The 12,969-nt window shown below is 70.4% G+C and carries 9 protein-coding genes; 5 read left to right on the top strand and 4 right to left on the bottom strand.

What is annotated here, in order from left to right; all coding sequences use genetic code 11:
• The first annotated feature begins 7 nt into the window (after nt 1-7).
• The gene (locus NHL60_RS14995; protein ID WP_253445143.1) at nt 8-1,687 is read left to right on the top strand and encodes a sigma-54-dependent Fis family transcriptional regulator; all 1,680 of its coding nucleotides are present in this window, start codon (nt 8-10) and stop codon (nt 1,685-1,687) included.
• 79 nt (nt 1,688-1,766) lie between these two features.
• A complete protein-coding gene (gene ilvD, locus NHL60_RS14990; protein WP_253445141.1) occupies nt 1,767-3,455 on the top strand; it encodes a dihydroxy-acid dehydratase in 1,689 nt (562 codons plus the stop codon).
• 114 nt (nt 3,456-3,569) lie between these two features.
• Here ilvD and NHL60_RS14985 read toward each other — a convergent pair whose 3' ends face one another.
• From NHL60_RS14985 to dsrO, 3 genes are read right to left on the bottom strand one after another with little or no spacing between them, the layout of a single operon-like run.
• Nucleotides 3,570-6,680, bottom strand: coding sequence for a molybdopterin dinucleotide binding domain-containing protein (locus tag NHL60_RS14985; RefSeq protein WP_253445139.1), 3,111 nt, complete (start codon nt 6,678-6,680; stop codon nt 3,570-3,572).
• Nucleotides 6,673-7,899 (bottom strand): NrfD/PsrC family molybdoenzyme membrane anchor subunit, encoded by a 1,227-nt coding sequence (gene nrfD, locus NHL60_RS14980; protein ID WP_253445136.1) that lies wholly within the window; start codon nt 7,897-7,899, stop codon nt 6,673-6,675. The genes NHL60_RS14985 and nrfD overlap by 8 nt, the downstream gene beginning before the upstream one ends.
• Nucleotides 7,880-8,659 (bottom strand): sulfate reduction electron transfer complex DsrMKJOP subunit DsrO, encoded by a 780-nt coding sequence (gene dsrO / locus NHL60_RS14975; RefSeq protein WP_253445133.1) that lies wholly within the window; start codon nt 8,657-8,659, stop codon nt 7,880-7,882. Before dsrO ends, nrfD begins: the two co-directional genes overlap by 20 nt.
• A 228-nt stretch (nt 8,660-8,887) precedes the next feature.
• Between dsrO and NHL60_RS14970 the strand changes: the two genes are divergently transcribed.
• From NHL60_RS14970 to NHL60_RS14960, 3 genes are all read left to right on the top strand, one after another.
• Nucleotides 8,888-9,565, top strand: coding sequence for a response regulator transcription factor (locus NHL60_RS14970; protein WP_253445130.1), 678 nt, complete (start codon nt 8,888-8,890; stop codon nt 9,563-9,565).
• A 70-nt stretch (nt 9,566-9,635) separates the two neighbouring features.
• Nucleotides 9,636-10,967, top strand: coding sequence for a cell wall metabolism sensor histidine kinase WalK (locus tag NHL60_RS14965; RefSeq protein ID WP_253445128.1), 1,332 nt, complete (start codon nt 9,636-9,638; stop codon nt 10,965-10,967).
• 83 nt (nt 10,968-11,050) lie between these two features.
• Entirely contained in the window at nt 11,051-12,532 is a 1,482-nt protein-coding gene (locus NHL60_RS14960) for a hypothetical protein (RefSeq protein ID WP_253445125.1), read from the top strand.
• Nucleotides 12,533-12,627: 95 nt separating this feature from the next.
• On the opposite strand, the gene NHL60_RS19620 is transcribed toward NHL60_RS14960, so the two are convergent.
• On the bottom strand, nt 12,628-12,906 hold the full coding sequence (locus NHL60_RS19620) for an XRE family transcriptional regulator (protein WP_301271069.1): 279 nt from the start codon (nt 12,904-12,906) through the stop codon (nt 12,628-12,630).
• Nucleotides 12,907-12,969 lie beyond the last annotated feature (63 nt).

Below are 12,969 nucleotides of genomic sequence, written 5' to 3'. Positions count from 1 at the left end.
GAGCGACATGGAGAGGGAGTGCGAGACGGAGACAGGCCGGGTTTCGCGGCAGCGGAGCGGACGCCGGGCCGAGGAGCCCGACAGCGAGCGCTCTCCCGCCTTCTGGCGGGCCCAGGAGATGCTGCTGCTGCAGCAGGTGATGGCGCTGGCGGGGCGCAAGACGGACCCGGGGCCGGCGCTCCAGGAGATGCTGCACCTGCTGTCGGAGCTGCTGGGACTCAACCGGGGGCGGATCGTGCTGCTGGACGCGGCGGGCCGCCACGGCGAGATCCGCTACGCCTACGGGCTGACCCGGGAGGAGGTCTCCCGGGGCCGCTACGGGCTCCACGAGGGGATCACCGGTCGGGTGCTGGCCACCGGCCAGCTGATGGTCTGCCAGAACATCGACCGCGACCCGCTCTTCCTGGGGCGGATGGTGGCGCGCAGCCGGCTGCCGGAGGGCCCGGTCTCTTTCATCGCCCAGCCGATCCGGGTGGCCGAGCGCACCCTGGGGGTGCTGGCCTGCCACCGGATACGGCGCCGCCCGCGCCCCCTGGCGGATGACCTGCAGATGCTCAAGCTGCTGGCGGCCTATGCCGGCCAGCTGCTGCAGCTGCACGCCCAGATGCAGGCGCGCACCGAATCCCTCCGGCAGCAGAACCGGCTGCTCTCCCGGGCGCTGGCTTCCAGCGCCAGCCGCTACGGCATCGTCGGCAGCTCCCCGCGGCTGCTCCAGGCGGTGACGGAGCTCGAGCAGGTCTCCGACTCCACCGCCAGCGTGCTGCTGCTGGGGGAGTCGGGCACCGGCAAGGAGCTCTTCGCCCGGGCCCTGCACCTGGCCAGCCCGCGGCGGGAGGCGCCCTTCATCAAGGTCAACTGCGCGGCGATTCCGGAGACCCTGTTCGAGTCCGAGCTCTTCGGCTACGAGAAGGGCGCCTTCACCGGCGCCCAGTCGCTGCGCCAGGGCTCCTTCGAGCAGGCCGACGGCGGCACCCTCTTTCTCGATGAGATCGGCGAACTGCCCCTGGCCATGCAGACCAAGCTGCTGCGCACCCTGCAGGAGGGGTCGATCACCCGGCTGGGCGGCAAGAGTGAACTCGCCATCGACGTGCGTCTGGTGGCGGCCACCAACCGCCACCTCGAGGAGGAGGTGGCCCGGGGCGCCTTCCGCCAGGACCTCTACTACCGGCTCAACGTCATCCCGATCCGGCTTCCCTCCCTGGCCGAGCGCAGCGGCGATATCCCGGCCCTGGCGCTGCACCACCTAAACCGGATCAACCAGGCCAACCAGCGCAACGTCCACCTCACCGGCGGGGCGCTGGAGCGCCTGCAGGCCTACCCCTGGCCGGGCAATATCCGCGAGCTGGGCAACGTGATCGAGCGCATGGTGCTGCTGACCGATCGGGCGGCCCTGGAGGCGGAGGACGTGGAGCGCTTCCTCCCCGGGGAGCAGGAGATGGCGGCCGGGGCGCCGGGGGGAGGTGCCGCGGGCGGGCCGCTGCCGGGGGAGGGCGGGGGCCCCTTTCCGGGCGCCACCGCGACGGTCGCCGACGTACGCCCCTATGTGCCGGCCACCTCCCACAGCCCCGAGGCGCTCTGCCACGCCCTGCGGCGCAGCGGGGGAAACAAGACCCGTGCCGCCCAGCTGCTGGGGCTGACGCCTCGCCAGTTCAGCTACCGCTGGAACAAGCTGGGGCTCGCCGACTAGCCAGGCCGGCGGCTATGGACAGCCCGGGGCTCGAGGTCCACCCTCTGAGGGTTACCCCATCTTCACAAGGAGCCCCGCCATGAGCGACACCCCCAAGGACCCCCGCCGCCGCCACTCCGCCAAGGTGGTGGACGGCCCCGGGAAGGCGGCCAGCCGCGCCATGCTGCGCGCGGTGGGCTTTCGTGATGAGGACTTCGCCAAGCCCCAGGTGGGTATTGCCTCCACCTGGAGCATGGTCACGCCCTGCAACAGCCATATCGGCGAGCTGGCCGAGCACGCCCGGGACGGCGCCGACGCCGCCGGCGGCAAGGGGGTGATCTTCAACACGATCACCATCTCCGATGGCATCGCCAATGGCACCGAGGGCATGAAGTACTCGCTGGTGTCGCGGGAGGTGATCGCCGACTCCATCGAGACGGTGGCCGGCTGCGAGGGCTTCGACGGCCTGGTGGCCATCGGCGGCTGCGACAAGAACATGCCGGGCTGCCTGATGGGCCTGGCGCGGCTGAACCGCCCCAGCGTCTTCGTCTACGGCGGCACCATCCTGCCCGGCAAGGGCCACACCGACATCGTCTCGGTGTTCGAGGCCATGGGCGCCCACAGCCGCGGCGACATCGACCTGATCGAGCTCAAGCAGATCGAGGAGACGGCGATCCCCGGGCCCGGCTCCTGCGGAGGCATGTACACCGCCAACACCATGGCCTCGGCCATCGAGGCGCTGGGCATGAGCCTGCCCGGCAGCTCGGCGCAGAACGCCGTCTCCAGCGACAAGCGCGCGGACTGCGAGGCGGCGGGCGCCGCGGTGCTCGAGCTGCTCGAACGCGACCTCAAGCCCTCGGACATCATGACCCGGGAGGCCTTCGAGAACGCCATCACCGTGGTGATCGCACTCGGCGGCTCCACCAATGCGGTGCTGCACCTGATCGGCATGGCCCGCACCATCGGGGTGGAGCTCTCCCTCGAGGACTTCACCCGCATCGGCAGGCGCGTGCCGGTGGTGGCGGACCTGCGCCCCAGCGGCCACTACATGATGAGCGAGCTGGTGGCGATCGGCGGCATCCAGCCGCTGATGAAGACCCTGCTCGATGCCGGCCTGCTCCACGGCGACTGCCTGACGGTGACCGGGAAGACACTCGCCGAGAACCTGGCCAGTGTCGCCCCTTATCCCGATGACCAGAAGATCATCGCCGCACTCGACAGCCCCCTCAAGGCGGAGAGCCACCTGCGCATTCTGCACGGCAACCTGGCCCCGGAGGGGGCGGTGGCCAAGATCACCGGCAAGGAGGGCACGCGCTTCTCCGGCACCGCCCGGGTGTTCGGCTCCGAGGAGGAGGCCCAGGCGCGCATCAACGACGGCACCGTGGTGGCGGGCGACGTGGTGGTGATCCGCTACGAGGGGCCCCGGGGCGGGCCCGGCATGCGCGAGATGCTCACCCCCACCTCGGCGATCATGGGCCGCGGGCTCGGCAGCGAGGTGGCGCTGATCACCGACGGGCGCTTCTCCGGCGGCAGCCACGGCTTCGTGGTGGGCCACGTGACCCCGGAGGCCTTCGACGGCGGCCCGCTGGCGCTGGTGGAGGATGGCGATGTGATCACCATCGACGCCGAGGCTGATACCATCGAGGTCGACCTCTCCGACGAGGAGCTGATGCGCCGCCGCGCCGCCTGGCAGCAGCCGGCGCCGCGCTACACCCGCGGGGTGCTGGCCAAGTACGCGAGGACCGTCAGCTCCGCCAGCACCGGGGCGGTCACCGACGCCTTCGACTGAGCCTGCCACGCGGCTGACAGGAGCGCCAACGACAGCGCCCCCGCCGGTTTTCCGGCGGGGGCGCTCTGCCTTTCAGTGGTGGATCCAGGCTCGGTTGGTTCGGGCGCGGCTGGCTCAGGCGCGGCGGACCCTTACCGGCAGGCCCTGGCGCACGCTGGCGCCGCTGATGGGCTCGAGCCAGGTGCCGTCCACGTTGCGGGTCGGGTCCCGGAAGCCCAGGTCGTTGATGTTGATGCCGGCGCGCAGCCAGGGCATGTCCGGCTGGGACTCCCCATCGATCACATGCGGCGTGGCGCCGAGATCGCGGTGGCCGTAGCCGTGCTCGATGCCCAGCGACCCCGGCATCACGCTCTCGCTGACCAGCGCCAGGCCCACCACGCTGCCGCCGGGGCTCTCGATGCGGATGGTGTCGCCGTGGGAAATGCCGTAGCGCTCGGCATCCTGGCGATGCATCTGCACCGGGTTGTAGGGCTTGATCATGCGCAGCCGCTCGTTGCCGATGGCGTAGGAGTTCATCAGGTTGGACTTGAACGAGAAGGCGAGCAGCGGCCATTCGTCCTCGGGGAACACCTCGCGCATGGTCTGCTGGTTGGCCAGCAGCGGCAGGCTGTGGCCGGGCACGCCGCGGTTGGGCTTGCCGGTCATGGTGTCGATGCTGGTGCCCACTACCTCGTTGTAGACGCAGAGCGTCCGACGCCAGGCGTTGGTCAGCCGCTCGCCCCGGAAGTGGTCGCTGGCGTCCTGGAAGCGTCCGCCGCGGGCGTAGAGGTAGGCCACCCGACCGCGCTCCTCTTCCTTGAGGGTGCGCTCGAGGCGCGGCAGCAGCGGGGCCAGCCCGGCGTGGGCGATGTCGCTCTCGTCGGCCTCGGGCAGCGGCTCGTCCATGTAGGCGATGTTGGCCGCGGCGCGCAGGTAGTAGTCCTCGGCGCGGTTGAGCGGGTGCAGCTCGCCGTCGGCATCCGGGATCGCCTCGTCACCGAAGCCGGCGAGGCCCAGGCGCTTGGCCACGGCGATGAAGAAGCTGTCCTGGCACACCGGCTCGCCCTCGGCGGTCTTCTGCTGGCGCGGTTCCACCACCGGCCAGCAGGCGGTGGTCAGGCGGCCCAGCGTGCCCTTCCAGGCGCCGGTGAAGCCCCATACCTCGTACATCACCGAGTCGGGCACGATGTAGTCGGCGTAGCGGTTGGTCTCGTTGATGAAGCCGTCCACCGCCACGAAGAGCCCCAGGCGCTTCGGGTCCTTGAGCTTGTCGACGATCATCGCCTCGAGCCCGGCCTGGCCGTAGATGGGGTTGGCCATGCAGCCGATCAGCGCCTTGATCGGGTAGGGGTAGCCGTCCAGCGCCGAGGGCAGGTGCTCGGTGAGGGTGGGCGGGGCGAAGGAGCGCCACGGCGCCTTGGCCGGGTAGGGGTTCTCGCCGGCCTCGACCTTGCGGCGGTACTCCGAGGAGCGCTCGTAGGGGAAGCGCGAGCGGGAGAGGAAGACGCCCTGGGGGCCGCGCTTGCCGGGGAAGTCCACGAGATCGTAGCGGGGGCCCTGGCTGAAGCCGTTGAACTGGCCGCCGCCCACGGCGCTGCCGCCCTTCATGTTGTAGTTGCCGGCCAGCAGGTTGAGCATCTGCACCGCGAAGGCGGCGTAGAAGCCGTTGCCGGACATCATGCCGCCGTGGCAGTTGACCACGGCGCGGCGGCCGTGGCTGGCGTAGCGTTCTGCCAGCTCGACGATGGTGGCCTCGGGGATGCCGCAGTGCTCGGCATAGGTGGCCAGGTCGTACTCGTTGGCCGACTCCCGCAGCAGGGTCATGCTGCTCTTCACCCGCACGGTGCTCCCAGGCCCTTCCGACGAACCGGCGAGCTCGACCTCGCGGTCGACGAAGAGCTCGGCGGCCATCGCCTCCTCGCCGTGAACGAGCTCGCCGTCGACCACCACCAGGGGGGCATCGGCGTCGCTTCCGGCCTCGGCCAGGCCCAGGTCGCTGGCCATCAGAAAACGGCCGCGGCGGGGGTGGTTTTCGGTATCGATCACCAGGTGGGTGGCGTTGGAGTGGGTGGCCTCGCCGGCGGCGTCCGCGGCAGCCTTGCCGGGCAGCTCGAGGAACGCCCGTGCATAGCCCTCGTTGTCCAGCAGCCACTGGATGATGGCCATGGCGAAGGCGCTGTCGGTGCCGGGGCGGATCGGCACCCAGCGGTTGTGGTCGGCGGCGTGGGAGGCGGCGGCGTTGAGCGCCGGGTCCACCACCACGTACTCCAGGGTGCCCTCGGCGCGCGCCTTGGCGATCAGCCGGCCCTGGCGCTTGAAGGGGTTGCCCGCCTGGCTCGGCGCGGTGCCGATGTACATGATGAAGCGGGCGTTCTGGATGTCCGGCTTGACGTGGGCGTTGGCGCCCAGGTCGTTCATCACGGCACCGGAGCCCATGCGGAAGGCCAGTCCGCAGTAGGAGCCGTGGTGGCCGTAGTTGCGGGTGGCGAAGCCGTTGAGGGTGAAGCGCTTGAGCAGCTCCGAGCGGCCGTAGTCGGTGGCCTCCATCACCATCAGCTGGTTGGCCTTCGGGCCGTACTCCGGGTTCTCCGGGTCGATGAGGGTGTCATGGTCGTGGATGGCGCGCAGGCCGTCCACGTGGCCCTCGCCGAACAGGTCGCCGCCCTCGCAGATCTCCTCGATCAGCTGCTCGAAGGAGATCTTCTGCCACTGGCGCTCGCCGCGCTCGCCCACCCGCTTGAGGCAGTGGTCGATGCGGAAGGGGCTCTCCAGCTGGCTCATCATGGCGTTGCCGCGGGCGCAGGCGGTGGAGCGGTTGACCTGGCCCTGGCCGCCGTAGGCGCTGACGTGGCGCAGCGCCTCGGCCACCGGGGTGCGCATGGGCAGGTGGTCGTCGGCGGAGAGCGGGTGGTAGGGGTTGCCGGAGACACGCAGCACCCGGTCGCTCGCGTTGTCGACGCGGACCCGCACGCCGCACTGGGTGGTGCAGCCGTAGCAGATGGTGAAGGCGGTGCGCTGGTCCGGGTTGAGGGTCAGTTCGCCGCTGTCGAGGTCGACCCGATACTCCGGCGCCAGGGAGTTGCCGTGGATCGGGTGCTTCGGCGTCTCGCCGGCGCTGCCGGTGACGCCCTTGGCCATCTTGGCCAGGGGGGCGGAGTAGCCGGCGACGAAGGTGGCGGCACCGCCGGCGGCGACGGCACCCTTCATGAAGCGGCGGCGTGAGGTATCGACGGGGGACTTAGCCATGGCGGGGCGCTCCTTCCATGTTGTGTGCAGCGCGTTGGGCGTCGGACTGTGCGGTGCTGTCGGATGACGCTGTGCTGTCCGAGAGCGAGACGTCGGCGGCGCTGCCGCCCTGGCGCGCCTGGCGCCACGGGATCAGCAGGTCGATCACCAGGGCGGCGGCGAGCCACAGGCCGAAGGTGCCGACGATGCCGAGGATGCCGGAGGAGCCGGCGGGGATGCCGTAGTGGTGGAAGCCGGCGCTGTTGCGGGCCACGTGCTGCACGTCCATCAGCACCACCCAGCGGAACATCCAGCCCATGTGGATGGCCACCAGGCCCAGCACCCAGGCCCAGGCGAAGAGGGCCGGGCGGCGGGCGGCGGGGCGGGTGAGCAGGTAGAGCACGGCGCCGAACAGGGCCACCCCGGTCAGGCCGCCCCAGAGGGCGGTGCTGCGCCAGGAGGGGCTTGCGCGCACCGAGTCGAGCGCCGCGGCCACCGAGCCGACGTTGGCGTTGATGCCGTCCAGGAACCAGCTGCCGGCGACGAGGCCGGCCACCAGACAGGCGCCCAGCAGCACCCTGAGCATCTGGCCGATGGTGGCCTGGTCACGCAGGCCGCTGACCCGGTTGAGCACCAGGATCAGGCCGGCGGCGGCGATAAAGCCGGTGGCGACCAGCATCGGCGGCAGCCAGACGGTGTTCCACAGCGGGCGCGCCTTGACCACGGCAAGCTCGGCGCCGGTGTAGAGCATGATGCCGGTGGAGAGCGCCAGGGTGCCCAGGCCCACCAGCACCAGCGCCGCGCGCGGGGTAGGGGCGGAGCCGAACGACAGCAGGCGGGCGGCGAGGCCCGGCAGGCCGGGTGCCTGGCGGCTGGCCTGCAGCGCCGGTCGCCAGGCCAGCCAGGCGAGCAGCAGCACGCCCACCACGTAGAGCGGCAGCAGCAGGCTGCCGATGGACATCCAGGAGCTCGAGGTGGCGTAGGCGTAGAAGTGCCAGAAGCGCAGCGGCTGGTGCAGGTCGGCGAGCAGCGCCACCGGGGCCACCAGGGTCGTGGTCAGGCAGGCCAGCATCGCCAGGCGCGCGGTGGGCAGCCAGCGCTGCCTGCCGAACACCAGCGCCGGTGCCGCCAGCCACAGGGTGGCGTAGGAGAGCGCGATCAGGAAGAAGTACTGCACCGCCCAGGGGTACCAGGCGATGGCGTAGCGGGGCGCGAGCAGCTCAATGGCCATGGAATTCATAACCCATCTCCTTGCCGTGGGGGTCGAGGACTTCCAGGGCCACCGGCTCGGCGAGCGGGCGCGTGATGAAGCGCTCGTCCATGCCGAGGTAGAAGACCTGGGGCAGGGTGTTCTTTTCGGGCTGCAGCACCATCAGCTCGTCGCGGTGCTCCGCGATCATGCGGCTGATCTGGCTTTCCGGGTCGCGCATGTCGCCGATGATCCGCGCGCCGCCCACACAGCTCTCCACGCAGGCCGGCAGCAGGCCGGCTTCCAGGCGGTGGGCGCAGAAGGTGCACTTGTCGGCGGTCTGGGTCCTGTCGTTGATGAAGCGGGCGTCGTAGGGGCAGGCGTTGACGCAGTAGGCGCAGCCCACGCAGCGGTCGCTGTCCACCACCACGATGCCGTCCTGCTGCTGGTAGGTCGCCTGGACCGGGCAGACCGGCACGCAGGGCGGGTTCTCGCAGTGGTTGCACAGGCGCGGCAGCATGAAGGTGGCAAGCTCGCCGGTCTCCTGATGCTCCACCTCGTACTGGGAGACGGTGGTGCGGAACTTGCCCAGGGGGGCGTCGTTCTCGATATGGCACGACACGGTGCAGGCCTGGCAGCCGATGCATTGGCGCAGGTCGATGAGCATGCCGTAGCGCTTGGTGGGGTCGCCTTCTCGGCGGGGCGGCTGGCTGTTGATGCCGGCGCTGGCAACGCTCGAGAGCGGTATCAGGGCGGCACCCGCGCTGAGGCGAGCGAGCTGGCCGAGAAGGGAGCGGCGAAGGTGGTCCATGGCGCCTCCGGTGGCCTGGGTGTCGCGGGGGATCGCCCCGCGACAGGAAGAAAGGGGTGACACCGGAAAGCCTACCTGCGACCAAGGTCTAGGGGCTTGATATGCATCAAGAGATTATTAGCAAGCTTTTAATGCTGCCTTAATCATTGGGCTAGACTGTTGTATTTCTTCACGTTCTGCACGAGCCTCGAAAGGCGATAACGTGCAGGATGCGACAGGGAGGTGAGGGTGTATCTGCTGCTGGTGGACGACGACGGACGACTGACGCGGCTGCTGGACCATCTGCTGCGCCAGGCCGGGCACACCGTGGACGTGGCCCATGACGGGCGGGTGGCGGCGGCGCTGATGGCCCAGGGCGACTACGACCTGCTGGTGCTGGACTGGATGCTGCCCCACGAGGCGGGCATCTCGCTGTGCCAGCGGGCCCGCGCCGAAGGCTTCGAGGGCGGCATCCTGATGCTGACCGCCCGGGACGCCCTGGAGGATCGTCTCGAGGGCTTTGCCGCCGGGGCCGATGACTACCTGCTCAAGCCCTTCGAGCCCGAGGAGCTGCTGGCGCGCCTCGAGGCGCTGGGGCGCCGGGCCTGCCGCCCGCTGAGCCAGCGCTGCCTGCAGGTGGGCGGCTGGACCCTGGAGTGTGACGATCGGCGCGTGATCCACGGCGAGCGCTCGGTCGCGCTGACCCTACGGGAGTTCCAGCTGCTCGAGTTGCTGATGCGCCGCGCCGGCCACAGCGTGCCCCGGGAGCTGATCTACGAGCGTCTCTGGGGGCGCGACCAGGCGGTCACCGACAACGCCCTCGATGCCACCCTGCGCCTGCTGCGTCGCAAGCTGGAGCGCGTCGCCGCCCGCCAGCCCATCGAGACCCTCCGCGGCCTGGGCTATCGTTTTACTGACGAGGCCTGAGCGGACCTTTCAGGTGGTTTTCAGGCCGCTGAGGTATGCTGGTCGGCCATGCCTGCTGCCCAGAGGCCCCATGTCCCGACCGTCGCCCCCCCTCCACGACCTCGCTCACCTCGACGCCTGCCGGCGGCGCCTCGCCTGGCGTTACGCCCTGGGCATGGCGCTCGGCCTCTGCGCGGTGCTGCTGGTGGGCTACCTGATGCACTCGGCCCTGGTGAAGCAGTCGCTGAAGAGCGAGCTGGTGCAGCTCGCCCAGCGCGAGGCGGAGGTCCACAAGCCGGATCTGGAGGCCTGGGTGGCGGGCCGACGCGGTCCCGAGGACGTCAGCATCGGCTTTCGCCCCCATCGCACCGCCTTCTACTACGTGTTGGGCCCCGATGCGCGGCTGGTGCACGGCAACGAGACCCGCCCATCCCTGCGTGGCGAGGTGTTGGCGCTGCTCAAGGATAACGCGCTGCCGCGGGGCCGGGTGGTCTTCGAGGAGATTCAGGCCGACGAGGAGGGAGCCCTGACGCTGGCCCTGCTGCGCCATCCGGTGGAGGATGCCGAGGGGAGCTATCTCGGCAGCGTCTATGCTGCCACCGACGTGGGCGGCAGCCTGGCTCACCTGGAACAGCTGCTGGCGCTGCTGCTGGTGCTGGCGCTGGGGTTCGTGGTGCTGGCCGGCCTCGGCGGCTGGTGGATGGCGGACCGCAGCCTGCAGCCGCTGCAGCAGGCCCTTCGCCAGCAGCGAGAGTTCATCGCCAGCGCCTCCCACGAGCTGCGTGCGCCTCTCACCGTGCTCAACACCGCCCTGGCCCTGGTGGAGCGGGAGGGGCGTGAGCGGCTCGATGACTTCCACCACCAGACCCTGGTGGATGCTCGGGACGAGGTCCGCCGCCTGGGGCGGCTGTCGGAGGCGCTGCTGCTTCTGGCCCGCTTCGACGCCGGCGGCCTCTCGCTGCGCCGGGAGCGCCTGGCGCTGGATGCGGTGGTGGAGCGCCAGGCGCGCCTGCGCCGCCCCCAGGCCGAGGCGCGCGGGCAGACGCTCGATTGCCACCTGGCCGAGGGGCTTCGGGTGGTGGGCGACGCCGACCTGCTGGCCCGGCTGGTGGGCGCCGGGCTGGACAACGCCGTGGCCTATACCCCGTCTGGCGGGGCCATTACCGTCCGCCTGGCGGCCGAGGCGGGACAGGCACGGTTGGAGATCGCCGACAACGGCCCGGGGATGAGCGACGAGCAGCGCCGGCGCGCCTTCGAGCGCTTCTACCGCGGGGACCCCTCCCGACAGCGCCACCAGGGGGGCGCCGGGCTCGGGCTTGCCATCATCGAGGAGGTGGCGCGCGAGCACGACGGCGAGGCCCGGCTGCTCTCCGCCCCGGGGGCAGGGACCCGGCTGGTGGTGACCCTCCCCCTGGCCCCGTGACGGTCTTTCAGTTGGATTTCAGGAAGGGGCGCTAAGGTAAGGATTCGGCATCGTGTGATGTCTTGGCCAACAAGGAGAGTCCGATGACCCTTACCCCACGCCTGACCCCGACCCTGCTGCGCCGCGCCGTGGCGGCCGGCATGGGCAGCCTGGCGCTCGCCAGCCTGCCGGCCCTGGCCAACTACGGCACCCTGCCGGAGGCCGCCGGCGTTGACCTGCCCATCCCTGCCCAGGTAGGCGATGACGGCGAGGCGCTCTTCTATCAGGAGGCCCTCTATCACCGCGACATCTCGGCGGTCCAGCACGCCATGGCCAGCGTCGGCCGCATCATGCGCGACAGCGAGATGGGCCATGAGGACTATGCCCCTGAACTAGCCGACGCCCCGATGGCGGCCCAGGGGCAGACCTGGCTCGACCTGCAGCATCAGGCCGCCGGCTTCTTCACCGACGACGGCGCGGTGGGCACCATGGTGCAGGAGAATGGTGAATGGGTACCGGGGCGCGAGATGAACCTGGCCGACCTCGCCCAGGCCGCCTTCAGCTACCACATGCACCACAGCGGCGGCCGCTGGGCCGACCATGGCCTGGAGAACGCGATCACCTACGGCCCCGCGGGCTACCTGGGGGCCATCACCCAGCGCCTCTATCAGAGCCACTACGGCCAGCGCGGCTTCCAGGATGTGGGCAGTGACCGCGATGCCGCCAGCCTGGCCCACGGCCTGGACGCGCTGCACAGCCTGGCCTACTCCTGGGTGCGCTGGGACAAGCCGGGCGGCGCCGATGACATGGGCCAGCTCAGCGAGGAGCGCATGGAAGCGGCGCACGGCATTACGCTGGAACGGCTGGTCGCCATCAGCCGCAACCTGGCCGGCACCCTCGACGCGGCCTGGGACGGCGATCGCCAGACCTACGACCTGGACAACGACGGCGCCTACCACCTGGATACCCTGGGCAGCCTGGTGCGTGGCCACAAGGCCCTCTACGAGATCCTTCAGGTGTTCGGCGACGAGGAGGACCGGGCCCTGGCCGAGCAGCTCTTCGAGCGCAAGGCCGACATGACCCTGGCGCTGCTGGAGAGCGATGAGGCGGTGCGCGACTGGGGTATGGCCGAGCGGGTCGTCTACACCGAGGAGGGCGTGAAGGCCGACGGCGAGCGGGTCGACACCGAGAGCCAGTGGCGCTTCCTCAACCACCTGACCGGCGGCTTCGGCACCCTTCGCGAGCGCGACGGCACCTCCAGCTTCCTGGAGACCCGCCCCGAGCTCGGCGAGGGCATCGGCGCGCTGAGCGACCGTCTCCTCAACGCCGCGCTGGACTACCAGTTGGGTGAGGACGGCCTCATGCAGCGCCGCCTGGCGGTGGCCGATGGCGAGGTGATCGACGAGCGCCGCCAGGTGGCCGCCATTGCCTGGTTCGCCACCGCGGCGGGCAACGCCTACCGCAGTGGCGAGGCCTTCGAGCGCCCCGGCGACTGGGGCGACGACGCCGAGCTCGAGGCCCGCAGCCGCGCGCTCTATGATGCCATCCGGGCCAACAACGACTGGCTGCTGACCCTGCTCGACTGAGCGGAACGTACCGCCACATGACGAAAAAGAGCGCCCCGCGGGGCGCTCTTTTCAGCTGGCATCTCGGGTCATCGAGCTCGGACACCGATGTGGCTTCAGTGTGCGGTGGGCTCCGGGTCGATGGTGCGGTAGAGCAGCTGCAGCTCCTCGACGGAGAGATGCTCCAGTCGGCCGGAGAGCAGGTCGCTGACCTTCTGGGCCGGCAGGCCGGCGCGGCGGGCGATCTCTCGGCAGCCGAGGTCTGAGACGGCGATCAGCCGAGTCACGATGCGCATGAGGCGTGTACGTTTTTCCAGGTCCCTGACGTCGAGGTCAGGGCTACTTCGCGGGGGGTCGAGTTGGTCCGCGGCTTGGGTATGACGTGCAGTACTCATGATGCTCCAGTGGGCGATTGCGACATGCACACTATGGGGTCTCTTCGGCGATTTTGCCAGTGT

The organism is Halomonas sp. Y3, from assembly GCF_024137965.1.
GTDB lineage: Bacteria > Pseudomonadota > Gammaproteobacteria > Pseudomonadales > Halomonadaceae > Halomonas > Halomonas mongoliensis.
The sequence above is the reverse complement of the archived record's forward strand: the minus strand, read 5'-3'. Positions and strand labels throughout refer to the sequence as shown.

What these genes read in the sequence shown, in the direction of transcription:
- ilvD (WP_253445141.1), top strand. Translation starts at nt 1,767, where the DNA reads ATGAGCGACACCCCCAAGGACCCCCGCCGCCGCCACTCCGCCAAGGTG.
- dsrO (WP_253445133.1), bottom strand. Translation starts at nt 8,659, where the DNA reads ATGGACCACCTTCGCCGCTCCCTTCTCGGCCAGCTCGCTCGCCTCAGC.
- NHL60_RS14965 (WP_253445128.1), top strand. Translation starts at nt 9,636, where the DNA reads ATGTCCCGACCGTCGCCCCCCCTCCACGACCTCGCTCACCTCGACGCC.
- nrfD (WP_253445136.1), bottom strand. Translation starts at nt 7,899, where the DNA reads ATGAATTCCATGGCCATTGAGCTGCTCGCGCCCCGCTACGCCATCGCC.
- NHL60_RS14960 (WP_253445125.1), top strand. Translation starts at nt 11,051, where the DNA reads ATGACCCTTACCCCACGCCTGACCCCGACCCTGCTGCGCCGCGCCGTG.
- NHL60_RS14985 (WP_253445139.1), bottom strand. Translation starts at nt 6,680, where the DNA reads ATGGCTAAGTCCCCCGTCGATACCTCACGCCGCCGCTTCATGAAGGGT.
- NHL60_RS14995 (WP_253445143.1), top strand. Translation starts at nt 8, where the DNA reads ATGGAGAGGGAGTGCGAGACGGAGACAGGCCGGGTTTCGCGGCAGCGG.
- NHL60_RS19620 (WP_301271069.1), bottom strand. Translation starts at nt 12,906, where the DNA reads ATGAGTACTGCACGTCATACCCAAGCCGCGGACCAACTCGACCCCCCG.